19 protein-coding genes are annotated in these 22,657 nt (G+C 68.4%); 12 read left to right on the forward strand and 7 right to left on the reverse strand.

Annotation, left to right across the window (positions count from 1 at the left end):
• Positions 1-5 precede the first annotated feature (5 nt).
• The 3 genes from AC5Y47_RS02710 (at position 6) to AC5Y47_RS02720 (ending at position 3,039) form a co-directional block, all read left to right on the forward strand.
• Positions 6-1,562 carry an FAD-binding protein gene (locus AC5Y47_RS02710; RefSeq protein WP_499941715.1) on the forward strand — a complete coding sequence of 519 codons (1,557 nt, stop codon included), beginning with the start codon at positions 6-8 and terminating at the stop codon, positions 1,560-1,562.
• 145 nt (positions 1,563-1,707) lie between these two features.
• Entirely contained in the window at positions 1,708-2,511 is an 804-nt protein-coding gene (locus tag AC5Y47_RS02715; protein WP_499941717.1) for a biotin--[acetyl-CoA-carboxylase] ligase, read from the forward strand.
• A 9-nt stretch (positions 2,512-2,520) separates the two neighbouring features.
• The gene (locus tag AC5Y47_RS02720; protein WP_499941718.1) at positions 2,521-3,039 is read left to right on the forward strand and encodes a PH domain-containing protein; all 519 of its coding nucleotides are present in this window, start codon (positions 2,521-2,523) and stop codon (positions 3,037-3,039) included.
• Here AC5Y47_RS02720 and AC5Y47_RS02725 read toward each other — a convergent pair.
• The gene (locus tag AC5Y47_RS02725) at positions 2,994-3,650 is read right to left on the reverse strand and encodes a GtrA family protein (protein ID WP_499941720.1); all 657 of its coding nucleotides are present in this window, start codon (positions 3,648-3,650) and stop codon (positions 2,994-2,996) included. The two genes, AC5Y47_RS02720 and AC5Y47_RS02725, sit on opposite strands and share 46 nt — an antisense overlap.
• Before the next feature lie 110 nt (positions 3,651-3,760).
• On the opposite strand from AC5Y47_RS02725, the gene AC5Y47_RS02730 reads away from it, so the two are divergent.
• From AC5Y47_RS02730 to AC5Y47_RS02755, 6 genes are all read left to right on the forward strand, one after another.
• Positions 3,761-4,981: a 5-(carboxyamino)imidazole ribonucleotide synthase gene (locus AC5Y47_RS02730; protein ID WP_499941721.1), complete on the forward strand. Its 1,221-nt coding sequence runs from the start codon at positions 3,761-3,763 to the stop codon at positions 4,979-4,981.
• Positions 4,974-5,498: a 5-(carboxyamino)imidazole ribonucleotide mutase gene (purE, locus tag AC5Y47_RS02735; protein WP_499941723.1), complete on the forward strand. Its 525-nt coding sequence runs from the start codon at positions 4,974-4,976 to the stop codon at positions 5,496-5,498. The genes AC5Y47_RS02730 and purE overlap by 8 nt, the downstream gene beginning before the upstream one ends.
• Positions 5,499-5,512: 14 nt before the next feature.
• On the forward strand, positions 5,513-6,682 hold the full coding sequence (locus tag AC5Y47_RS02740; RefSeq protein ID WP_499941724.1) for an acyl-CoA dehydrogenase: 1,170 nt from the start codon (positions 5,513-5,515) through the stop codon (positions 6,680-6,682).
• Positions 6,683-6,994: 312 nt separating this feature from the next.
• Complete coding sequence (locus AC5Y47_RS02745) at positions 6,995-8,140, forward strand: PP2C family protein-serine/threonine phosphatase (RefSeq protein ID WP_499941903.1); 1,146 nt, start codon at positions 6,995-6,997, stop codon at positions 8,138-8,140.
• An 82-nt stretch (positions 8,141-8,222) separates the two neighbouring features.
• Positions 8,223-9,791, forward strand: a complete 1,569-nt coding sequence (locus tag AC5Y47_RS02750; RefSeq protein WP_499941905.1) for a sensor histidine kinase — start codon at positions 8,223-8,225, stop codon at positions 9,789-9,791.
• Positions 9,788-10,228, forward strand: coding sequence for a response regulator (locus tag AC5Y47_RS02755; RefSeq protein ID WP_499941726.1), 441 nt, complete (start codon positions 9,788-9,790; stop codon positions 10,226-10,228). Before AC5Y47_RS02750 ends, AC5Y47_RS02755 begins: the two co-directional genes overlap by 4 nt.
• Here AC5Y47_RS02755 and AC5Y47_RS02760 read toward each other — a convergent pair.
• A complete protein-coding gene (locus tag AC5Y47_RS02760; protein ID WP_499941728.1) occupies positions 10,225-12,477 on the reverse strand; it encodes a SulP family inorganic anion transporter in 2,253 nt (750 codons plus the stop codon). The two genes, AC5Y47_RS02755 and AC5Y47_RS02760, sit on opposite strands and share 4 nt — an antisense overlap.
• Positions 12,478-12,743: 266 nt before the next feature.
• Positions 12,744-13,931 (reverse strand): CoA transferase, encoded by a 1,188-nt coding sequence (locus tag AC5Y47_RS02765; protein WP_499941729.1) that lies wholly within the window; start codon positions 13,929-13,931, stop codon positions 12,744-12,746.
• Between the two features lie 131 nt (positions 13,932-14,062).
• Here AC5Y47_RS02765 and AC5Y47_RS02770 point away from each other — a divergent pair, with 131 nt between their 5' ends.
• Positions 14,063-14,728: a cation efflux transmembrane domain-containing protein gene (locus AC5Y47_RS02770; RefSeq protein ID WP_499941906.1), complete on the forward strand. Its 666-nt coding sequence runs from the start codon at positions 14,063-14,065 to the stop codon at positions 14,726-14,728.
• A gap of 66 nt (positions 14,729-14,794) precedes the next feature.
• On the opposite strand, the gene ctpC is transcribed toward AC5Y47_RS02770, so the two are convergent.
• Together ctpC and AC5Y47_RS02780 are read right to left on the reverse strand one after the other, a co-directional pair.
• Positions 14,795-16,891: a manganese-exporting P-type ATPase CtpC gene (gene ctpC / locus AC5Y47_RS02775; protein WP_499941908.1), complete on the reverse strand. Its 2,097-nt coding sequence runs from the start codon at positions 16,889-16,891 to the stop codon at positions 14,795-14,797.
• A 68-nt stretch (positions 16,892-16,959) separates the two neighbouring features.
• Positions 16,960-17,241 carry a DUF1490 family protein gene (locus tag AC5Y47_RS02780; protein ID WP_499941731.1) on the reverse strand — a complete coding sequence of 94 codons (282 nt, stop codon included), beginning with the start codon at positions 17,239-17,241 and terminating at the stop codon, positions 16,960-16,962.
• Between the two features lie 329 nt (positions 17,242-17,570).
• On the opposite strand from AC5Y47_RS02780, the gene AC5Y47_RS02785 reads away from it, so the two are divergent.
• A complete protein-coding gene (locus tag AC5Y47_RS02785) occupies positions 17,571-18,974 on the forward strand; it encodes a PPE family protein, SVP subgroup (RefSeq protein ID WP_499941910.1) in 1,404 nt (467 codons plus the stop codon).
• 50 nt (positions 18,975-19,024) lie between these two features.
• Positions 19,025-20,380 carry a PPE family protein gene (locus tag AC5Y47_RS02790; protein WP_499941732.1) on the forward strand — a complete coding sequence of 452 codons (1,356 nt, stop codon included), beginning with the start codon at positions 19,025-19,027 and terminating at the stop codon, positions 20,378-20,380.
• A 97-nt stretch (positions 20,381-20,477) separates the two neighbouring features.
• Here AC5Y47_RS02790 and AC5Y47_RS02795 read toward each other — a convergent pair whose 3' ends face one another.
• Together AC5Y47_RS02795 and AC5Y47_RS02800 are read right to left on the reverse strand one after the other, a co-directional pair.
• Complete coding sequence (locus AC5Y47_RS02795) at positions 20,478-21,191, reverse strand: TIGR03089 family protein (protein WP_499941734.1); 714 nt, start codon at positions 21,189-21,191, stop codon at positions 20,478-20,480.
• A complete protein-coding gene (locus AC5Y47_RS02800) occupies positions 21,179-22,657 on the reverse strand; it encodes an LCP family protein (RefSeq protein ID WP_499941735.1) in 1,479 nt (492 codons plus the stop codon). The genes AC5Y47_RS02795 and AC5Y47_RS02800 overlap by 13 nt, the downstream gene beginning before the upstream one ends.

Below are 22,657 nucleotides of genomic sequence, written 5' to 3' on the forward strand. Positions count from 1 at the left end.
CGGGCATGGACGGCCATCCGGAAATGCGCTGGGCAGAGGAGTGCGACGTGTTGGTCGCCGGATCCGGTGGCGGCGGCGTGACCGGCGCGTATACCGCCGCCCGCGAAGGCCTCAATGTGCTGCTCGTCGAGTCGACCGACAAGTTCGGCGGCACCACCGCCTACTCCGGCGGTGGCGGCGTGTGGTTTCCGTGCAATCCCGTCCTCAAGCGCACGGGCACCGACGACACCATCGAGGACGCGCTGACCTACTACCACGCGGTGGTGGGCGACCGGACCCCGCGGGAACTGCAGGAAACGTTCGTGCGCGGCGGCGCGCCCCTGATCGAATACCTCGAGCAGGATCCCGTCATCAAATTCGTGCCGCTGCCCTGGCCCGACTATTACGGCAAGGCGCCCAAAGCCCGACTGGACGGCCAGCGTCACATCGCCGCGAAGCCGCTGAAGGTGGCCGCCGCTCCGGAACTGCGCGACGAGATCCGCGGACCGCTGGACACCGACCGGCTCGGCGCCGAAACCCCGCCCGACTACTACGTCGGCGGCCGCGCGCTGATCGCGCGGTTCCTGACGGCGATCAAGCAGTACCCGAACGCCTCGCTGCGCCGGGACACCGCGCTGGTCGAGCTGGTGGTGTCCGACGGTCGGGTCGTGGGTGCCGTCGTGGACAACTGGGGCAAACGCACCGCGATCCGCACCCGGCGCGGAGTGCTGCTGGCCGCCGGCGGTTTCGAAGACAACGACGAGCTGCGCCGCCGCTACGGCGTGCCCGGTCACGCGCGCGACACCATGGGCGGGCCGGGCAGCCTCGGCCAGGCGCTGCAGGCCGGCATCGCCGTCGGCGCCGACACCGACCTGTTGGACCAGGCGTGGTGGTCGCCGGGCATGACGCATCCCGACGGCCGCTCGGCGTTCGCGCTGTGGTTCACCGGCGGCATCTTCGTCAACCAGGACGGCAACCGATTCGTCAACGAATCCCGGGCCTACGACCGCGCCGGCCGCGAGATCATCGGCAAGCTGCAGGACGAGTCGGTGACGTTGCCGTACTGGATGATTTACGACGACCGCGAAGGGGAGGTGCCGCCGGTCAAGGCGGCCAACGTCTCGATCGTGGAGACCGAAAAATACGTCGCGGCCGGGCTGTGGCACACCGCCGACACGCTGGAGGCGCTGGCCACCCAGATCGGGGTGCCGCCGGGCCAGTTGGCGACGACGGTGGCCCGGTTCAACCAGTTCGCCGCCGCCGGGGTGGACGAGGACTTCGGCCGCGGCGACGAGGCATTCGATCGGGCGTTCTCCGGCGGCGCCTCGCCGCTGGTGCCCATCGACCGGCCGCCGTATCACGCCGCCGCCTTCGGCATTTCCGACCTGGGCACCAAGGGTGGACTGCGCACCGACGCCGCCGCGCGGGTGCTGGACACCTCGGGCAATCCGATCCCCGGCCTGTACGCCGCCGGCAACACGATGGCCGCGCCCAGCGGGCTGGCCTATCCCGGCGGCGGCAACCCGATCGGCACCAGCATGCTGTTCAGCCATCTGGCGGTCAGGGACATGCTCGGACGCTGAGCCTTCGCTGGCCCCGCCGAGCGTGTAACCACTGTCAAAATTCGGGTCGATTTTCGCACTGGCGACACGCTCGGCGCGGACGAGTAGGCGGCTGAGCGTCGGCGCGCCGGGATGACCCGGCAAAGCGGGTCTTTAAGCTGATCGCGTGACCGACCGCGACCGGCTCGACGAGGCCGCCCTGCGCGCCGAGGTGATCGGCGACGACTCCTACTGGCGGCAACTCGACGTCGTCGAGCAAACCGGTTCCACCAACGCCGACCTGCTGACCCGGGCGTCGAACGGCGCCGACATCGACGGCGCGGTGCTGATCGCCGAACAACAGACCGCCGGCCGCGGACGGCATGGCCGGAACTGGACGGCGGCGCCGCGAGGGCAGATCACGATGTCGGTCGGGGTCCGAGTCGACGACGTCCCGACGGCCGGGTGGGGCTGGCTGTCGCTGGCTACCGGGCTGGCCGTCGTGGACGCGGTGGCCGCGGTGAGCCCGGTGGAAGCCGGGCTGAAGTGGCCCAACGACGTGCTCGCCGGGAGCGGCAAGCTGGCCGGCATCCTGGCCGAGGTGGCACAACCGTTCGCGGTGGTCGGCATCGGGCTCAACGTCAGCGACGCCCCACCCGACGTCGGTGCGACCTCGCTACTGAACGAGGGCGTCGCGCAGCTGGATCGCAACCTGCTGGTGCGTCGGTTGTTGCGCGAGCTGGGGGAGCGCATCGCCGCCTGGCGCGCCGTGCGGGGAGCCGACCCCCAGCTGGCCAACGACTACCGGGCCCGCAGCCTGACCCTCGGATCGCGGGTCCGGGCCGAACTCCCCGGCGACCGAGCCGTCGTCGGGATCGCGCGCGACATCGACGAGCAGGGCCGGTTGTGCCTGGAAACCTGGGACAGCGACGCCGACAAATCCGGGCAGAACGTCGTGGTTTCCGCCGGTGACGTGATCCATTTGCGTTAGCTTGGGGCGGTGGGCTATCCGGACAACGCACTGGCCAAGGGCGAGCAGGTGGTCCTGCACCGTCACCCGCACTGGAAACGTCTGATCCTGCCGGTCCTGGCGCTGATCGTGGCGACCGCGCTGGCCTCGCTCGGTTCCGGGTTCGTCGACTCCACCCCGTGGCAGCCGATGACGAAGAACATCATCTACGGCGTGATCTGGGGTATCTGGTTGATCATCGTCGGCTGGCTGACGGTGTGGCCGTTCCTGTCCTGGCTCACCACGCATTTCGTGGTGACCAACCGGCGGGTGATGTACCGCCACGGCGTGCTGACCCGCAGCGGCATCGACATCCCGCTGGCGCGGATCAACAGCGTGGAGTTCCGGGACAGAGTCTTCGAAAGGATCTTCCGCACCGGAACGCTGATCATCGAGTCGGCGTCACAGGATCCGTTGGAGTTTCACAACATTCCGCGGCTGCGCGATGTGCACGCGCTGCTGTATCACGAAGTCTTCGACACCCTGGGCTCGGAGGAATCTCCCAGCTGAGTCTTGCCGGCGCGGTTGCGCCAGGACCGCAGCAAGGTGACGTTGCCCTCTTCCAGCTCGTCCTCGAAGACCTCGGCGATACCGCCGGCGGTCAGCGCCGACTCCAGCGCCTTCTCCGGGTCGCGGGCGAACGCGTCCGGGAACACCCAGCGCCGGAAGGCCCAGAACCGGAACGCCATCTGCAGCAGGTTCCCGATGATGTAGGCCGACAGGAAGTCGGCCAGGTTCTCCACGGTCAACGACACATTGGGCACCCGCAGCTGCAGGACGTAGCTGGAGAAATACAGCGGCGCCATGCTCAGCAACACACCGACGCCGCTGAACGCGAAGAACAGCAACGCTTCGTGGTGGCGTTCGCGGCCGCCCCGGTTACGGAAGCTCCATTCGCGGTTCAGAATGTAGGACGCGATCACCGCGACGATCCCGGCGATGACTTTGGCCGTCACCGGTTTGGGTTCGAGAATGGTCAGCTTCAGCGTGTAGAAAATGGCCGAGTCGATGATGAATGTGGTGCCGCCGACGATGGCGAATTTGATCAGCTCGTGGTGGCGCATCGCAAAGGGCTGAACAGCCGCGGGGAGACGCGCGATCGTGGCATCGGCAAAGGACACAGCACGCCAGTCTACGGATGATCTCGAAATCGGCGCAAAATGGTACATAACGATTTGGCATTCTGAGCCGTTTAAGGCCACTAAACACGCCGGTCAGGTGCCGTGACAACATGAGGGCCGTGCCGAGTCCCCGAACTCCCCTGGTAGCCATGGTCGGCGGTGGTCAATTGGCCCGGATGACGCACCAGGCCGCTATCGCCCTCGGGCAGACCCTGCGTGTGCTGGCAAACTCGACCGACGACCCGGCCGCCCAGGTCAGCCCCGACGTGGTCATCGGTTCGCACACCGAGCTGGAGGACCTGCGCCGGGTGGCCGCCGGGGCCACCGCGCTGACGTTCGACCACGAACATGTGCCGTCCGAGCTGCTCGAGAAGCTGGTCGCCGAGGGCGTCAACGTGCTGCCGCCCCCGCCCGCCCTGGTGCACGCCCAGGACAAGCTGGTGATGCGGCGGCGGTTGGCGGCGCTGAACATGCCGGTGCCGCGCTACCTCGGCCTCGAGAGTCAGGACGACCTCGGTGAGCTGGCGGCGTTCGCCGACGGTCCCGTCGTCGTCAAGGCGGCCCGGGGCGGCTACGACGGCCGCGGTGTCGCGATGGCGCGTGATCTTGCGCACGCCCGCGAGATCGCGGGCGAATATCTGGCCGGCGGGGTGCCGGCACTCGTCGAGGAGCGGGTGGTGCTGCGCCGGGAGCTGTCCGCGCTGGTGGCCCGCTCGCCGTTCGGTCAGGGCGCGGCCTGGCCGGTGGTGGAGACCGTGCAGCGCGACGGCATCTGCGTGCAGGTGATCGCGCCTGCACCGGAGCTGTCCGAGGCGCTGGCCGTCGAAGCCCAGCAGCTGGCGCTGCGGCTGGCCGACGAACTGGGCGTGGTCGGGGTGCTGGCCGTGGAACTGTTCGAGACCACCGACGGGCGGTTGGTGGTGAACGAGCTGGCGATGCGGCCGCACAACTCGGGGCACTGGACCATGGACGGATCGCGGACCAGCCAGTTCGAGCAGCACCTGCGCGCGGTACTGGACTATCCGCTCGGCGATACCGCGGCCGTCGTGCCGTGGACCGTGATGGCCAACGTGCTGGGCGCGAAAGCGGACGAGACGCCGCAGATATCCATGGATGAGCGGCTGCATCACCTGTTCGCCCGGATGCCCGACGCCAGGGTGCACCTGTACGGCAAGGCCGAGCGGCCGGGGCGCAAGATCGGGCACATCAACTTCCTCGGCACCGACGACCCCGGCCCGGAAAGCCTGGCCACGCTGCGGGAACGGGCCGAGCTGGCGGCACACTGGTTGTCGCACGCGCAGTGGACGGACGGATGGGACGCGCATGAGTGACACCAGCCCGCAGCCCCGAGTCGGGGTCATCATGGGCAGCGACAGCGACTGGACGGTGATGCAGGACGCCGCCGCGGCCCTGGCCGAATTCGACGTCCCGCACGAGGTCCGCGTGGTCTCGGCGCATCGCACTCCGGCGGTCATGTTCGACTACGCGCGCGAGGCCGCCGACCGCGGTCTCGAGGTGATCATCGCCGGTGCCGGCGGGGCCGCGCACCTGCCGGGCATGGTCGCCTCGGCGACCCCGCTGCCGGTGATCGGTGTCCCGGTGCCGCTGGCGCGGCTGGACGGGCTGGATTCGCTGTTGTCGATCGTGCAGATGCCGGCCGGGGTGCCGGTGGCCACGGTGTCGATTGGTGGCGCCCGCAACGCGGGACTGCTGGCCGTGCGCATGCTGGGATCGTCGGACCCGCAACTGCGGGCGCGCATCGTCGAGTTCCAGGACCGGCTGGCGCAGACCGTCGCGGCCAAGGATGCGGCGTTGCAGCAGCTACAGGGTAAAGTTACCGACGAGTAGCAAGGAGGCTGGCGATGGCTGGATGGGCCGGAAATCCGTCGTTCGATCTGTTTCAACTGCCCGAGGAGCACCAGGAGTTGCGCTCGGCGATCCGTGCGCTGGCGGAAAAGGAGATCGCCCCGCACGCCGCCGACGTCGATGAGAACTCCCGGTTCCCGCAGGAAGCGCTGGACGCGCTGAACGCCTCGGGATTCAACGCCGTGCACGTCCCCGAGGAATTCGGCGGGCAGGGCGCGGACTCGGTGGCGGCCTGCATCGTCATCGAAGAGGTCGCCCGCGTCGACGCGTCGGCATCGCTGATTCCCGCGGTCAACAAGCTGGGCACCATGGGGTTGATCCTGCGCGGCTCCGACGAGCTGAAGAAGCAGGTGTTGCCGTCCATCGCCGACGGCACCGCGATGGCTTCCTACGCACTGAGCGAACGCGAGGCCGGATCGGACGCCGCGTCGATGCGCACCCGGGCCAAGGCCGACGGCGACGACTGGATCCTCAACGGCGCGAAGGCCTGGATCACCAACGGCGGCAAGTCATCCTGGTACACCGTGATGGCCGTGACCGATCCGGACAAGGGCGCCAACGGCATCTCGGCGTTCATCGTGCACATCGACGACGAGGGCTTCCAGATCGGCCCCAAGGAACGCAAGCTGGGCATCAAGGGGTCGCCCACCACCGAGTTGTACTTCGAGAACTGTCGGATCCCCGGCGACCGCATCATCGGCGAGCCCGGCACCGGATTCAAGACCGCGCTGGCGACGCTGGATCACACCCGTCCGACCATCGGGGCCCAGGCCGTCGGCATCGCGCAGGGCGCCCTGGACGCGGCGATCGCCTACACCAAGGACCGCAAGCAGTTCGCCCAGTCGATCAGCTCGTTCCAGGCCGTGCAGTTCATGCTCGCCGACATGGCCATGAAGGTGGAATCCGCCCGGCTGATGGTCTACACCGCCGCCGCCCGCGCCGAGCGCGGCGAAGGCAATCTGGGCTTCATCTCCGCGGCGTCGAAGTGCCTGGCTTCCGATGTGGCCATGGAAGTCACCACGGACGCGGTGCAGCTGTTCGGCGGCGCCGGCTATACCATCGACTTCCCGGTCGAGCGGATGATGCGCGACGCCAAGATCACCCAGATCTACGAAGGCACCAACCAGATTCAGCGAGTCGTGATGTCCCGGGCCCTGTTGCGCTGACGCCGGCGTAAGCAGCTCCGATGACATTTGCCAGAACGACAGGAAAACCCGCGTCCCACCGCCTAGTATCCAGCTGACGACCAAGTCCACGCGCGATTGAGAAGCCAGTCGAGGTGGCAAGATAACGCCCGGATCTTTTCGGACCTGCTTCGACGCACTTGCCGGATGCCGGCGCGTCGTCCCATGACCAGACGTGTTGCCACTGCCCAGGGGGCCGAATTTGGTGAAGAACGTGAGTTCGCGTGTGCGCCCGCGGGTGACAGGGACTTGACGGTGCAGGGTTTCGTGGCCCCCGCGGCCAGCTGGCGGGCGTTGTCGTTGCTGTTGGTCGAAGACGACCGGGCCGACGCCGTGCTGGTGGAAGAACTGATCGCCGACGCGGTCGCCGACATCGAGGTGGTGTGGGCGCAGTCGATGGCGCACGCCGAGCGCGAGCTGGCCTCGGCCCGCCCGGACTGTGTGCTGCTGGACCTGAATCTGCCCGACGCCAACGGAATCGACGCGCTGGACCGGATCCTGCGAAGCGATGCCACCGTGCCGATCGTGGTGCTCACCGGACTCAACGACGAATACTTCGGCGCCTCCGCCGTCGCCGCCGGAGCCCAGGACTATCTCGTCAAAGGCCGGGTCGAACCGGAGATGCTGCGCCGCGCGCTGTTGTACGCGATCGAACGCAAACGTGCCGAGCTGATCGCCGCGGACCTGCATGCCAGCCAGCTGCGCGCCCGGGAGAACGCGCTGCTCGAACGCGGCCTGTTGCCGTCCCCGCTGCTGCTGGAGGACCCGGGTCTCGAGATCGTTGCCCGGTACCGGCCCAGCCGGGAGAAGGCGTTGTTGTGCGGCGACTTCTACGACGTCGTGCAGACCCCCGACCGGGTCACCCATGTGCTCATCGGCGACGTCGCCGGTCACGGCCCGGACGAGGCGGCGTTGGGAGCTGCGCTTCGGATCGCCTGGCGCACACTGACATTCGCCGGCGTGCATGGGGTGGATCGGATGCGTCAGCTGGAACGGGTGCTGCACGCCGAACGCGCCGACAACGGCGTCTTCGCCACGGTGCTGAGCCTGGCGATACCGGGCGACGACGCTCCGATCACCGCGGTGCGCGCCGGGCATCCCGGGATGCTGGTGCACGGCCCGGGATCGGTGGAGTGGCTCGAGCCGCCCCATGGTCCGGCGTTGGGCCTGAATTGCGCCGACTGGCCGCAGACTGAGGTGCACCTGCCGGCCGGGCACGGTCTGTTGCTGCTGACCGACGGACTCTTCGAGGGTTACTCCGGAAGCGGCGGCCGGCGACTCGGCGAAGACGGATTGTTGGCTCTGGCGCGTGGGCACGCCGGGCTGGCCGGACCGGAGTTCGTCGACGCGCTGATCGACGGCGCAGAGGAACTCGCTCAGGGAATGGGCGGGTTGAGCGACGACATCGCCGTGGTCCGCGTGCAGCGGACCACCCGGTGACCCGGTGAGGAACGACGCCCGGGGCACGTTGCCCAAGCCGCAGCTCACCGTGCGGGGATGGCTGGCCTCCGTGCTGTCCGCGATGGGGCTGTTGGTGCTGCTGGGCTCCGTGGTGGGCGCGTTGCTGCTGGACCGCACCGACGAGGTGTCGCGGTCGCTGCGCGACGACGTCCAGCCCTCGCGTGTTTCGGCATCGCAATTGCAAGCGGCGTTGCGCGATCAGGAGACGGGGCTGCGCGGCTACCTGATCTCCGCCGATACGCAGTTCCTGACGCCCTACTACGACGGCGTCCGCGCCGAACAGGCTGCGTCGCAGGACATCCGGTCTCGGTTGGCCCGGCACGCCGATCTGTTGGCTGACCTGGACGCGATCGAGACGGCCGCCGCCAACTGGCGCAGAGACTACGCCGAGCCGCTGATTGCGCGCGTGACTCCGAACTCCCCGATGGTGGTGCCGAATGCCACGGCGGCGCTGGGCAAAGCCGACTTCGACTATCTGCGCGGACTTTTCGACACGCAGAATGCACACCTGAGCGCGGCCCGTGACATCGGTGCCGCGCGACTCGAGCGCATGAACGACTGGCGCGACAGGGTGCTGGGCGGCATGGTGCTGATCTTCATCGCCACCGCCGCACTGCTCGGTTTGCTGATCCAGCGCGCGGTCACCCGTCCGTTGGACAACCTGGCCGGGTCTTGCCGGGCAATCGCCGACGGTCATTTCGACGACCGCATCGCACTGCCGCGCCGGCCCGCGGACATCCGGGGGATGGCAGCCGACGTGGAGAACATGCGCCAGGTAATCGTGCAGGCGCTGGTCGAATCCCAGGAAACGCAAGCACAACTGGACGAGCAGGCCGCCGAGCTGCGGCGTTCGAACGCCGAGCTCGAGCAGTTCGCCTACGTCGCCTCGCACGACCTGCAGGAGCCGCTGCGCAAGGTGGCCTCGTTCTGTCAGTTGCTCGAGCGGCGCTACGCCGACAAGCTCGACGCCCGCGGTGTGGAGTACATCGGGTTCGCGGTGGACGGCGCCAAGCGCATGCAGGTGCTGATCAACGACCTGTTGAGCTTTTCCCGGGTGGGCCGGCTGAACACCAAGTACACCGAGGTGGAACTTGACACCGCGCTGGATTCGGCGGTGGCCAATCTGGCCGTCGCGATCGAGGAGTCCGGGGCCGAGATCGTCCGGCGCAACCCGCGCATGCCGCAGGTCTGCGGAGACCCGACCTTGCTGACCATGTTGTGGCAGAACTTGATCGGCAATGCGGTGAAATTCCGGCGGGAGGACCGCGCGCCCCGGGTCGTCATCGACTGCCAGCCGGGCACCGGTAAGCGCGAGGGCTACTGGTTGCTCAGCGTGGCCGACAACGGCATCGGCATCCAGCCGGAGTTCGTCGACAAGGTCTTCATCATCTTCCAGCGGCTGCATGGTCGCGACGCCTATGGTGGAACAGGTCTGGGTCTCGCGCTATGCAAGAAGATCGTCGAGCACCACGGGGGCACCGTGTGGGTCGACACCTCGTACACCGACGGGACACGGTTCGAGTTCACCCTTCCGGTCCCGGAGTCCAACGCTGAACCCATCGGGGGGGCCGGCGGAGGCGCGAAGGAAATCGCAAAAGGCTTGGTCACTGTAGAAGGAGCACACGAATGACACCATCCGGTCGGGCGATCGACATCCTGCTGGTCGAAGACGACCCGGGCGACGAGCTCATCACCCGAGAAGCCTTCGAGCACAACAAGCTCAAGAACCGGTTGCACGTCGCGCACGACGGCGAAGAGGGTCTGAACTACCTCTACAAGCGCGGCGCCTACGAGCACGCGCCCCGACCCGACCTGATCCTGCTGGACCTGAATCTGCCGAAATACGACGGGCGCCAACTACTGCAGAAGATCAAGTCCGACCCGGAGCTGTGCGGGATCCCGGTCGTGGTGCTGACCACGTCGTCGGCGGAGGAGGACATCCTGCGCAGCTACAAGCTGCACGCCAACGCCTACGTGACCAAGCCGGTGGACCTGGACCAGTTCATGAACGCCGTCCGGCAGATCGACGAGTTCTTCCTTCAGGTCGTGCGGCTGCCGCAGAGCTAACGGGCTTCGGCGGGTTCGGCGGTGTGCACGATCCCGTTCCGGTCCACCACATGCACGTGCACGGTGGCGAAGTCGAAGAAGATGCCGACCACCTGAATGGCGTCCGATGCCAACGCGGACGCCAACAGCGGGTGGCGGCTGAGCCGGTCGACCTGCAGCGCGACGTTCACGATGGCCAGTTGGTCGACCTCGCTGAAACGGAAGCCGTTGCGGGCGCTGCTTTCTCGCGCCGCATGGTTGTCCCGGTAGGCCGCCAGGCTTTCCCGGGCATGCCCCAGCCACTTGTTGATGGGGCTGCTCGTGTCGTCGGTGTCGTCGTCCAACAGTGCCTGCATCGCGCGGCAGGCCGAATGTCCGCACACCACCACCGAAGTCACGCCTAACTGGTTGACCGCGAAGTCCAGTGCGGCGTCCACCGAGTGCTCGGCGGGATCGGTGGGCACCAGGTTGCCGACGTTGCGGACGATGTAGAGATCACCGGGCCGGCTGGCGGTGATGGTGTCCGGCAGGATCCGGGAATCCGCGCAGGTGAGGAACAGCGTGTCCGGGTTCTGTGAATCGATCAGTTCGGGCACGTGGTGGTGCAGGTTGTTCACCCCGTGCCGGTGATAGTGCTCGACGCCGTCGAGGATCGAAGTATCGGTCCGGTCGCCGTTCTGGTCCCGCCGCGACGGCCAGGGCGCCTCGCGCAGCGAGCGGGAGGTGAAGTGCCGTGTGGGCGGTTTGTGTTGCGCGGTGGACAGATTGGCCGGGGATATCTCGTTGATGACGACCGAGCCGCCGCTGGCTTCGTGACTGACCTTCCAGTCCGAGATGGCTTCGGAGATGGAATGGTCGATGTAGTCGGCGTTGAGGTTGAGGGTGACGTCGGAGCCCTGCGGCAAGGTCGACAGCACCCCGGTCAGGCGCGGCATCAACAGGAAGCTCAGCGTGCCGTCGATGTCGACGCGCCACTGCTTGGTCTCCTCACCCACCGGTTTGGCCTCGATGGGTGCCCGTACCACGCGCACCAGCAGGAAGCCGATCGCGACGGCCAGCCCGATCGCCACACCTTCGAGCAGGTTCAGGAACACGACGCAGACGATGGTGATGCTGTAGATCGCGGCGTTGCCGGTGCGCCAAGCCAATTGAACGTGGGCCAGCTTGACCAGCTGCAGACCGATCACGATCAGCAGGCCGGCCAGCGCCGCTTTCGGGATGAGTTCCACCAGGTTGGTGAACAGCGAGGCGAACAGCAACACCCAGACCCCGTGCAGGATCGCCGACATCCGGGTGCGAGCGCCGGCGGCCACGTTGGCCGAACTGCGCACGATGACGCCGGTGACGGGCAGCCCACTGAGCGCACCGGAGAGCATGTTCGCGCTGCCCTGTCCGATCATCTCCCGGTTGAAGTTGGTGCGCGGGCCGTTGTGCAGCTTGTCGACGCCAACGGCGCACAGCAGCGACTCGACGCTGGCGATCAGCGCGATGGTCAGCACACCGAAGCCGATGGTGCTGATCTTCGCGCTCCACGGCTGGTCGTGCGGGGCGTGGTCGGGGAGCTTGGGGAAGCCGACGGCGTCGAAGAAGCCGCCCTTCAGATTGATGGTTTCGACGGCCATGTCGAACACATGGGCCAGCGCCGTCGCCACGATGATGGCCACCAGGGCACCGGGGATCATCCGCAGCTTGGGTGGCAGTTTCGACCACAGCAACAGGATGGCGATCACGGTGCAACCGACGATCACCTCGGGCAGTTCGTGATTCAGGACGCCGCCGGGGATCGCCGTCAGGTTCTGCCATGCCGAGCTGCGCGAATGGTCGCCGACCAGGACGTGGAACTGCTGCAGCACGATCGTGATGCCGATGCCCGCCAGCATGGCGTGCACCACCACCGGGGCGATGGCCAGCGCGGCGCGGGCCATGCGGCTGACGCCGAACAGAATCTGCAGCGCTCCCGCCCCGACGGTCATCAGGCACAGCATCTCGAAGCCGAGCTCCTCGATCAGCTCGGCGACCACCACGGTCAGGCCCGCGGCGGGCCCGCTCACCTGAACCGCCGAGCCGCCGAGCGAGCCGGCGACGATGCCGCCGACGACCGCGGCGATCAGGCCCGCGGCCAGCGGCGCGCCCGAGGCGATCGCGATCCCCAGCGACAGCGGCAGTGCCACCAGGAAGACCACCAGCGACGCCGGAAGGTCATGCCGCAGATTCGTCAGGATCGTTCGGTGCTCCGGCGCTTTGACGGAACCCTCAGCGGTGCTGCCCATAAGACTCCTCGAAACCGGTCGCCAACACGTCGCGGCCGTCGTCGACTGCGGGCAGGACCACCCTGCCGGATCTGGGTGAACGGGATCTGCCAGTTGCGTGTCCACCGAGCGTCGGACCAGCGGGAGACGTCCTATCTGAGTCCAGCAAACATGTGAATCCCACTACGGCCGGATGACCAAATCCTCCCCGTAGCCTCCGGTGAATCCCTTGCGGCCCGGCCGATTCATTCGCAATTCAAAGAAAGGCCATGTACTGGCCGACCTCGTTAGGAGCTTTCGGTGAGGTAAAGCGCGTTGTGTTGCCCGGCGGCCGGCGGCGGATCGGTCACCCGGGCGTCGAAGGCGGCGAAACGCGCGGGGGTGCGGATGACCGTCACCGCTTCGTCGCCTTCCCCGACGACGAGCGCGAGGTCGTTCTCGGCGAACAGCGGGGTGTCGACCACCTGTTTCCAGCTGTAGGCGAGGCAGGCCATCAAGCCGCCCTCTTGCAGCAGCTCGACCCATTCGGCAGCGGTCTTCGCCGCCAGCGCCGACTCGAGTTCGTCGGTCAGCTCGGGGTAGTTGATCGCCCGCAAGCGCTGCTCGGCGAACCGCTCGTCGTCGATCAGTTCGGGCCGGCCGATGATCTGGCACAGCTTCGTCCAGTGCTTGGGCACGTAGGCGCTGATGACCAGATAGCCGTCCGAGGCCCGAAAAGCGTCCGACGGCTGGGTGGCAAATCCGACGCCCTTGCGCTTCTTGACCGGAGCGTCGGATTTCGGGGCCGGCGGTGGCGCGCCGGTCTTGTTCAGGTGGATGGTCAGCTGGTTGGCCTGCAGTCCGACCGCGACGTCGTACATCGCGACTTCGACCAGATCGCCGACCCCGTGCCGTTCCCGGTTGAGCAGGGCGGCCAGCACCGCTTGCGCCAGCACGTGGCCGCTGGCGTTGTCGACCAGTTGGAACGGGATGATCTGCGGTTTCCCGCTGGGTGTCGGCATGCCGGTGCTCATGCCGGCCTCGGCGGCGACCATCAGGTCGACACCGGGACGCAAACCGTGCGGTCCGCGGCCGCCGTAGGCGCTCAGCCTGGCGTAGATCAGTTTCGGGTTGCGCGCCCGCAGTTGGTCGGGACCGAGACCGAGTCGCTCCATCACCCCGGGCCGGAAACCTTCGAGCACCACGTCGGCGGTGTCGGCCAGCCGCAGTATCTGCTGTTTGGCCGCGTCGTCGGTGAGATCGACGGTCACCGACTTCTTGCCGCGGTTGTTGGGCAGGAAGTAGGTGGGCAGCGGCGGGCGTCCGGGCAGCACCGAGGTCAGCCGCCGGGACTGCTCGCCGCCGGGTGCCTCGATCTTGACCACCTCGGCGCCCAGGTCGGCCAGCACCTGTCCGGCCAACGGCCCGGCGACGTTCTGGGTGAAATCGAGGACCCGAAATCCGTCCAGCGGTTTGGCGGGGGCGTTGTTCGGCATCTATCGGCCTTCCTGGTGCAATACGGCGGTGCGCGCCATTCGTGGTCTTTCTTCCGCCGCGAGCTATTGGTTAGACACAGTAACGAGGTCCCTGGGCAGATCTGCACCGCCGTTAGCATCATGGGATGGAGATGGCGACCGGGGCGCACGATCATGACGTCAGTGACCATGCGCGGACGCGGCCGGAGATCCGCGGCGCCGATTGGCAGCGCAACGCGCAATGGGCCCGCCGACTGGCCTGGGTCAGCCTGGCGGTGCTGCTCATCGAGGGCGGCGTGGGGTTGTGGCAGGGGTTGGCCGTCGGGTCGGTCGCGCTGACCGGATGGGCGCTGGGCGGCGGGTCCGAGGGCCTGGCCAGCGCGATGGTGGTCTGGCGGTTCAGTGGCGACCGCACGCTGTCCGCGACCGCCGAACGGCGTGCGCAGCGCGGTGTCGCGCTGTCGTTCTGGCTGGTGGCGCCCTACGTCGCCGCCGAATCCATCCGCCATCTGCTGATCCGTGAGCACGCCGAGACCTCGGTGATCGGGATCGGATTGACCGCGTTGGCACTGGTACTGATGCCGGCGCTGGGCTGGGCCAACCACCGCCTGGGGGCACGTCTGCATTCCGGGGCCACCACGGGGGAGGGCACCCAGAATTACCTGTGTGCGGTCCAGGCCGCCGGGGTGTTGGTCGGTCTGGCTGTCACCGCGGCCTGGCCGGGCGGTTGGTGGATCGACCCGGTGATCGGGCTCGCGGTCGCGGGCATCGCCGCGTGGCAGGGCGTGCGGGCCTGGCGCGGCGAGGACTGCTGTTAGCTGGGCGAGCAGACGCAAAAGCGCCCAATTTCGTCCCGAAATTGGTGCTTTTGCGTCTGCTCGCCACTACTCCAGGCGATAGCGGATCAGCCGGGAGCTGTTGGCCACCACAGCCACCGACGACGCGTTGTGCAGGATCGCGGCCAGCACCGGTGACAGCGCGCCACCCGCTCCGATCAGCAGCCCGGCGGCGTTGACGGCGATGGACATGCCGTAGTTCTGCTGGATCACGTCCACAGCGCGCGCGCCCAGGTCGCGCACGTCGAGCAGGCGGTGCAGGTTGTCGTTGGCCAGCGCCACGTCGGCGGTCTCCACCGCGACGTCGGTTCCGGCCAGACCCATCGCGATGCCGATGTCCGCGGCCGCCAGCGCGGGCGCGTCGTTGATGCCGTCGCCGACCATCCCGACCACGTAGCCCTCGGCCTGCAGTCCGCGCACCACTTCGAGCTTGTCCTCGGGCATCACCTCGGCGCGCCACTCGTCGATGCCCAGCTCGTCGGCGACCACCCGCGCGATGTCGGGGTGGTCCCCGGTGAGCATCACGATGCGGCGAATCCCGTTGGCGCGCAACCTGTTCAACACTTCGGTCGCCTCGGGCCGGACCTCGTCGCGCAGGCTGATCAACCCCACCAGCTTGCCGTCCACGGCCAGCAGCAGCGGCGTCTCGGCCTCGCCGCGCAACTTGTCCACCCACTCCTGTGCCTTCTTGGACACCCGGACCTTCTCGGCACGCAACAGACCCGGACTGCCCAGCAGCAGGGTGCGGCCGTCGGCCCAGGTCCGCATGCCCAGGCCGACCAGCACCTCGCACTCCTCGTGCGGGGGAATGCTGATGTGGCGTTCCTCGGTGGAGCGGATGACGGCTTCGGCCAACGGGTGCCGGGAGTGGATCTCCGAGCTGGCGGCATAGGCCAGCACCTGCTCGGGCTCCCAATCCTTGTGCAGCGAAACGATATTGGTGACGACGGGTCGCCCGACGGTGAGCGTGCCGGTCTTGTCGAAGACGATCGCGTCGACCCGGCCGGCCTGTTCGAGGTGCGACCCGCCCTTGATCAGGATGCCGCGGCGCGCGCCGTTGCCGATCGCGGCGCTGATGGCCGTCGGGGTGGACAGACCGACCGCGCACGGGCAGGCGATCAGCAGCATCGTCATCGCGCGCCGCACGTCACCGGTGACCAGCAGGGTCAGCGCCGAAACGACGAACGAGGTGGGCACGAATCGGCGGGAGAAGTTCTCGCCGACCGTCTGGATCGGGGCGCGGTCGTGTTGCGCCTCCTCGACGCGGGTGATGATGCGGCCGATCGTGGTCTGGTTGCCCACCGCTTGCGCGCGCACCACCAACCGGCCGCGCACCACCACCGAGCCGGCGTGCACGTGGGCTCCGGTGGTGACCGACACCGGCAGGTTCTCCCCGGTGATCGCGGACTGGTTGACCACGGCTTCGCCCGCCGTCACCTCGCCGTCGACCGGTATGGCGACGTGGTCGTGGACGATCACCTCGTCGCCGATTTCGACGCTGTCGATCGGAACCTGGACCTCGCTGCCGTCGGCCAGCCGGATCCAGGCCGTGTCCTGGTTGCCGCGCAGCAGCTCCGAGATGGCGCGGCGGGTCCGGCGCAGCGTCAGGTCCTGCAGGTATTCGCCGATGTTGAGCAGCCACAGCACGGTCAGCGCGACGACGTTCTCGCGCAGGATGAGGCTGGCCACGGTCGCCGCCGAGACCAGCGCGTCGGTGCCGGCCTTGCCCGAGCGCAGCGAGCGGACCGCCCCGCGCAGGAACGGATAGCCGGTGAAGATGGTGACGCCGGTGGCGACCAGCCGGCCGCTCGGGCCGAGTAGCGGAGGGCGCGCGAACACGTAACGGCGGATGCCGAGTAACGCCAGTGCCGCACCGCCGATGACCATCCGCACCACGTCGCTGTTGCGTATCTCCTCGGAGTGGGGTCGGCGCGCGGGGATCAGATTGGGGGCCACTGCGGCGGCTTGGCTGATCGCGGCCAGCACGGCCGTGCGGTCACAGCGCCTCGGGGAGTACCAGACGACCACCGAACCGGTGCGCGGGTAGGCGTGCACGACGCGCACACCGTCGCACTTGGCGACGGCCTCCTCCACGGCGACGGCGCGCCGCGAGTCGCAGCGCACCCAGGCGACCCGGACCCGCATGCGTCCGGCCGCGTCGGAGACGACGGGCAGGGTGGGGTCGGCGGGTTCGACGAGAGCGAGGGTCACGATCAGTGATCGTGGTCGTGGACGTCTCCGACCGCCGGGGTGGGCGCCTCCTCGCCGATGCGCTCGCGGGCCTCGGCCATCACGTCGGCGATCTTGAGGCGGGCGGACTCGGCGGCTTCCTCGGCCTTGCGGGTGCCGCGCAGACCCAGTTCGGCGCCCTTGACCGCGCCCTCATGCAACGGCGCCTTGGCGACGGCCTTCTTCAGCAGCTCATACGCGGTCACTCCGACCACGCCGGTGACCACCGTCGATGCCGCCTTCGCCAAGAGCACTTGCACCGCCATCATCGCGCCTTTCTGTGGGTTTTCCCGACGTTAACATCCAAATATTGCGATATCAACATGTATTTGCCGGGCCCTGGCAACCCGCCCGTCGAAGGTCCACAAAATGCCAGTTCCGGCCGCGTGTCGCCGTACATTTGAGCACCCTCGCGGCGCCATACAGGGGTCGTCTGCGGAGGTAGATGCGCGGGATATACGGCCTGACCTCGCTGGCGGCACGCGGTGCGCGGTCGCTGTACAGTGGCTGTTCGGTGATTCCGTCGTCCCGGATCCCGCAGCACGAGCGGCGCGATGGGTTCACCGCGGCCACGTGTCTCGAGGAGGGGCGAGTCATGGATTTCGGGAGTTATCCCCCGGAGGTCAACTCGGCTCGGATGTTTGCCGGTGCCGGATCGGGACCGTTGTTGGCCGCGGCCGAGGCGTGGGCTGCGCTCGCCGCCGGACTGAACTCGGCGGCGGATTCGTACCGCACTGTGGTGTCGGGATTGACCGCCGGTCCCTGGTTGGGGCCGTCGTCGGCGTCGATGAGCGCTGCGGCCGCGTCGTATGCGGCGTGGTTGCGCGTCACCGCTGCACAGGCCGAAGAAACCTCCGCTCAGGCCAAGGCCGCGGCAGCTGCCTACCAGGCCGCGTTCTCGGCGACGGTTCCGCCGCCGATGGTGGCGGCCAACCGCAGTCAGCTGATGACCCTGATCGCGACCAATGTGTTCGGGTTGAACACCCAGGCGATCGCGGCCACCGAAGCACAGTATGGGGAGATGTGGGCCCAGGACGCGGCGGCGATGTACGGCTATGCAGGCTCGTCGGCCTCGGCGACCGAGCTGACGCCGTTCAACCCACCCCCGCCGACCACCAACCCGGACGGCGTGGCCAACCAAGCCGCCGCCGGCCAGGCCACCATCGCGGACGGTGCCGCCCAGCGAGCCTTCTCCGCGGTGCCCAGCGCGCTGCAGAGCGCTGCGGCGAGCCCGGCAGCGGCCGCGGAGGACCCGTTGCTCCTGCTGGGCGTGCTGGCCGATCTGTCCGCCATCACCTTGGGCGTATCGGCGGCCGCCGCTACCCTTGCTATCGGCGTGCCTGCCGGTGTGCTCGGGGTAGTGAACTTCGGGGTGGCCATCTACGCCACCCTGGTGGGTCTGCACACCGACGAGATCCTCAGCGGCTGGAATGGCGTGGAACCCTTTCCGAGCACTGAGCCGGCGCCAGTGAAGCCGTTCCCGGCGCCGCTGCTCAACTTGCCGGCGGGCACGGTGCCGCCGCCGAGGCTGTCGGCCGGTCTGGGTGAGGCGAACGCCGTCGGGGCGTTGTCGGTACCGCCGGCGTGGACCGTTGCCACCCCGTCGGTGCGTCCTGTCGCGTATACGCTGCCCTCGCTGAGTGAATCGGCGGTGAGCGCAGCACCGGCGGCGGGAGGCGCTTCGGCCGGCACGATGGCCCAGATGGCACTTGCGGGCATGGCCGGACGGGCCATGGCCGGAACCGTCGGCGCCGGTCGGCGCGGCGGCAAGGAGGCCAAGAACGCAGCCGGATCCGCTCGCGCCAGAACCGCTGGGACGGCTGGAGCCGCCGGTGACAAGGCGGCGATCGGCGAAACCCGCGATGGCCCCAACGACAAGCCGCGGGCTGTGGTCACCGGCGTCGCGGCCGAGCTACGCGAATTCACCAAGCTCCGCGACGAGGGGATCTTGACCGAGGAGGAATACACCGAGCAGAAGAACCGCCTGCTCGGTCGCTGAACCATCCGTCGGGCGACTCCGGTGGTCATCCAGAAGAGGTATGTGCAGCAGTGGATTTCGGCATCTATCCGCCGGAGATCAACTCCGGTCGGATGTATACCGGTCCGGGCCCGGGGCCGATGCTGTCAGCTGCGCAGGCCTGGGAAAGCGTGGCCGACGCTCTCTACACGACGATCTCCGGATACCAGTCGGCGGTGTCGGAACTCACCGAGGGGGCTTGGTCGGGTCCGTCGTCCGCGGCGATGAGCGCAGCGGCCGGGTCGTATCTGGACTGGCTGAGTACCACCGCTGAGCGGGCTGAGCAGACCGCCGCTCAAGCATGGACGGCGGTCGCCGCCTACGAGGCGGCGTTCGCAGCCACGGTGCCGCCACCGGAGATCGCCGCCAACCGCAGCCTGCTGGCAGCGCTGGTGGCGACCAATTTTCTGGGACAGAACACACCGGCGATCGCGGCCACCGAAGCGCTGTACGCGGAGATGTGGGTGCAGGACAGCCTGGCGATGTATAACTATGCAGCGTCGTCGGCAGCCGCGGTCGTGCTGACTCCGTTCACCCCTCCCCACCAGAACACCGACGCGGGCGCGACGGCCGGCCAAGCCGCCGCGATCAGCCAAATCGGCACCTCCGCCGGCAATGCGCCAGGTTCCATATCGGTTGTGCCGCAGGCGTTGTCCGCGATGGCGGTACCGGCCCAGTTCGAACAGTTAGAACTCCTCAGCCTGCTCGCGTTCCTTTTCACTGGGCCAACCGAAGCAATGTCCCTTTTCGGGGTCCTACCTACCGAGGTGCTCGGTTCCTTCGCGGAGTTACCTTTTGCCGCGTTCAGCGCCATTTCGAGTATCGATGACGATGAGACATTCAGCGGCTGGAACGGGGTGGAGCCCTATCCGGGTACCGGGCCGGCACCAGTGGAGCCGTTCCTGGCGCCCCTTCCGAACCCGCCCCCCGGCGGTCTCCCCACCCCGACCCTTTCAGCGGCGTTCGCGCGCGCGAACATGGTCGGGGGATTGACGGTACCGCCGAGCTGGACCCAGGTCGCCGCCGAAGTACGTCCGACCGCACTGATGACACCGCTGGCGAACGCGAACGCCGCAGCGGCGGCAGCAAGATTCGACATGGCAAACACGTTGAACCCGATGGGAATCGGCGCGATGGCCGGGCAGGCGATGGCCGGCCCGTCGGCTGTCGCCGACGGTCAGAAGAATGGCAGCGCGGCGCGGCTCACCGGTAGCGCCGAGGATGCACCGGCCGAGGACGTCGAGGTCTTGCCCGCTCCGCGGACCGTCATGACCGGCGTCGCCGCCGCGATCCGCGAGATCGCCGTGCAGCGCGCCGCTGGACTGTTGAGCGAACAGGAATACGCCGAGCAGAAGAAGAGCCTGCTGGAAATCTCGTTCGGCCAGTAGGTCCGCCGCTATGCCGTCCACCCCGCCCGTCGAGGGTGCACGAAATGTCGGTTGCACCGGGGGGTCGCGGCACATCTGCGCACCCTCGCCGAAAGGGCTAGAGGACCCGGGTGACCTTTTCGGTCTCGATGCGGCGGTCCCGCGCACCGGGGTCGGGGTTGGCCACCTGTACCAGCGACGCGCCCACGGCCAGCACCGCCAGCAGGCCGTCCACCAGCTGCTCGGGCCGTTCCCAGGACGCCGTCGACAGCACCCGGTCGGTCGCGGTGATGCCCTGCATCGCCGCCGATTGCGCGCATGCGGCCAGCAGTTGGGCGGCCGACTGCCCGGCCAGCGCCGGACCGGGGTCGGGTTCGGGCACGATCTGGTCGCCGTGCACCCGCACCGCGGTCGCGTAGTCGGTGACGCCGATCGGCAGGCCGGGGGCGGGCTGGCCGAACGGGTCCAGCGACAGCACCGCTACCTCACCGCCGGAAGCCGCCTCGTCGGCCTCCTCGAGCCGGTCGGACGTGCACAATGCGAGGTCGGCCGGTCCCTGCAACGCCACCTCGGCGCCGATCCACCACACCCCGAACACCACTGCCGCGGTCTGCCAGTGTGCGGGCAACAGCACCGCCACGCGGGAGTGCGGCCCCGCGCCCATCTCGTCGCGCAGCAGGTTGGCCGTCTTGGCGGCCCAGTTGGCCAGCGTCACCGCGGACAGCTCGATGCGCTCACCGCTGGCATCGTCGTAGTAGGTGATGCGCGGGCCGACCGGGTCGGCGCGCAGCATCGGGTCCAGGATCGCCGCGCTGAGCGTCAGTTGATGCACTCGGGGTTCTCCGAGCCCGCGGTCAGGATCGGCGACGGAGCCGGAACGGTGGAGTTCGGGGATCCGGCGTTGGACACGCGGGCCTGCTGAGTGACGGTTGCGCCGTCGAGTCCCGAGCCCGGCCCGGTGTAGTCGTTGGCCAGCACCACCCGGACCGATCCGGCCGGTAGCGACGAGTCGGCGACGACGGGCAACCCGCCCAGCAGTTTGGCGACCTCCTGGGCGCCCAGGTCGTCGGTCTTGGCCGCCCGCACCTGGCTGCCCTTGACGTGCCCGCCCTCGTTGTTGCCGACGGTGCCGGCGGTAAAGCCCTTGGCGCTCAACACATCCGACACCGCCGATGCCAGCCCGTTGATGTCGGTGTCGTTGACGACGTGGGCGGTGGTCTTGGCGGGGGTGTAGGCGATCTCCTCGGTCTTGCCCTGATCCTGTTCGTGCAGCAGGCCGGCGACCCAGTCCTGGACCTGGTGTGCGTCCACCCGCACCACGCTCTGCATGCCGTCGTCGCTCCACCCGGCGCCGTCGAGGACCGGGATGGTGGCGAACGCGACGTTGCCGCCGGCCAGCTTCTGCAGTTGCCGCACGAAATCCATGATGTCCCAACCCGAAGAAAGCACCACCGAACGCTGGACGGCGGCCTCCAGCCGCTTCAGCGTGGCCGGGCTGGACAGCGTCTTGCCGGAGATCACCCGGTGGGCCAGCGAGGCCATCACCGCCTGCTGGCGCACCACCCGGTCCAGGTCGCCGCGCGGCAGCTCGTGGCGCTGCCGGACGAAGCTGAGCGCTTGCGGGCCGTCCAGCCGTTGCCGGCCGGCCGGGAAGTCGGCGCCCGAAAGGGGTTCGTAGACAGGCTCTTTGAGGCACACCTCGACGCCGCCGAGCGCGTCGGCGATCAGCGCGAAGCCGAGCAGGCCGATCTCGGCGTAGTGGTCGACGGTGACGCCGGTCAGGTCGGCGACGGTCTTGATCAGTGCCTCCCGCCCGGCCTGGGTGCCGGCCGCCGCGGCTTCGGTGGGCGAGGCGCCGGCCTGCACCAGGCTGACCCGCTTGGTCTCGCGGGTCTGGCCGTAGACGCCGTTGATCTTGGTCTTGCCCAGGTTGGGCGCCTGGACGTAGGAGTCGCGGGGGATCGAGATCGCGGTGGCCGATTTCCCGTTGTTGGGGATCCGGATCAGGATGATGGTGTCGGTGTTGGTGGCTTCCTCGTCGCCGGCCCGCAAGGATGCCAGTTCCTCGGCCGAGAGCGGGTTGCCGTGTGCGTCGGTGCGGCTGTCCAGACCCACCAGCAGGATGTCGATCGCGCCGTCTTCGGCCCCGCTGCCCAGCGCGGGCGACGACATGTGAAAGATGCCGTCCTCGAAGGATCGGACGTTGCTCCAGGCCACCCCGGTGCCGAGCACGACGATCACGGCCATTGCCGTGCAAATCACACGAACCACACGAGCCACACTCTGCGCAGGCATCAC

It is taken from the genome of Mycobacterium sp. NGS22 (assembly GCF_059813095.1).

Coding starts and splice junctions, on each gene's coding strand:
- purE (WP_499941723.1), top strand. CDS start 4,974: ATGAGTGACACCAGCCCGCAGCCCCGAGTCGGGGTCATCATGGGCAGC.
- AC5Y47_RS02755 (WP_499941726.1), top strand. CDS start 9,788: ATGACACCATCCGGTCGGGCGATCGACATCCTGCTGGTCGAAGACGAC.
- AC5Y47_RS02750 (WP_499941905.1), top strand. CDS start 8,223: ATGGGGCTGTTGGTGCTGCTGGGCTCCGTGGTGGGCGCGTTGCTGCTG.
- ctpC (WP_499941908.1), bottom strand. CDS start 16,891: ATGCGGGTCCGGGTCGCCTGGGTGCGCTGCGACTCGCGGCGCGCCGTC.
- AC5Y47_RS02770 (WP_499941906.1), top strand. CDS start 14,063: ATGGCGACCGGGGCGCACGATCATGACGTCAGTGACCATGCGCGGACG.
- AC5Y47_RS02710 (WP_499941715.1), top strand. CDS start 6: ATGGACGGCCATCCGGAAATGCGCTGGGCAGAGGAGTGCGACGTGTTG.
- AC5Y47_RS02740 (WP_499941724.1), top strand. CDS start 5,513: ATGGCTGGATGGGCCGGAAATCCGTCGTTCGATCTGTTTCAACTGCCC.
- AC5Y47_RS02780 (WP_499941731.1), bottom strand. CDS start 17,241: ATGGCGGTGCAAGTGCTCTTGGCGAAGGCGGCATCGACGGTGGTCACC.
- AC5Y47_RS02785 (WP_499941910.1), top strand. CDS start 17,571: ATGGATTTCGGGAGTTATCCCCCGGAGGTCAACTCGGCTCGGATGTTT.
- AC5Y47_RS02730 (WP_499941721.1), top strand. CDS start 3,761: ATGAGGGCCGTGCCGAGTCCCCGAACTCCCCTGGTAGCCATGGTCGGC.
- AC5Y47_RS02760 (WP_499941728.1), bottom strand. CDS start 12,477: ATGGGCAGCACCGCTGAGGGTTCCGTCAAAGCGCCGGAGCACCGAACG.
- AC5Y47_RS02765 (WP_499941729.1), bottom strand. CDS start 13,931: ATGCCGAACAACGCCCCCGCCAAACCGCTGGACGGATTTCGGGTCCTC.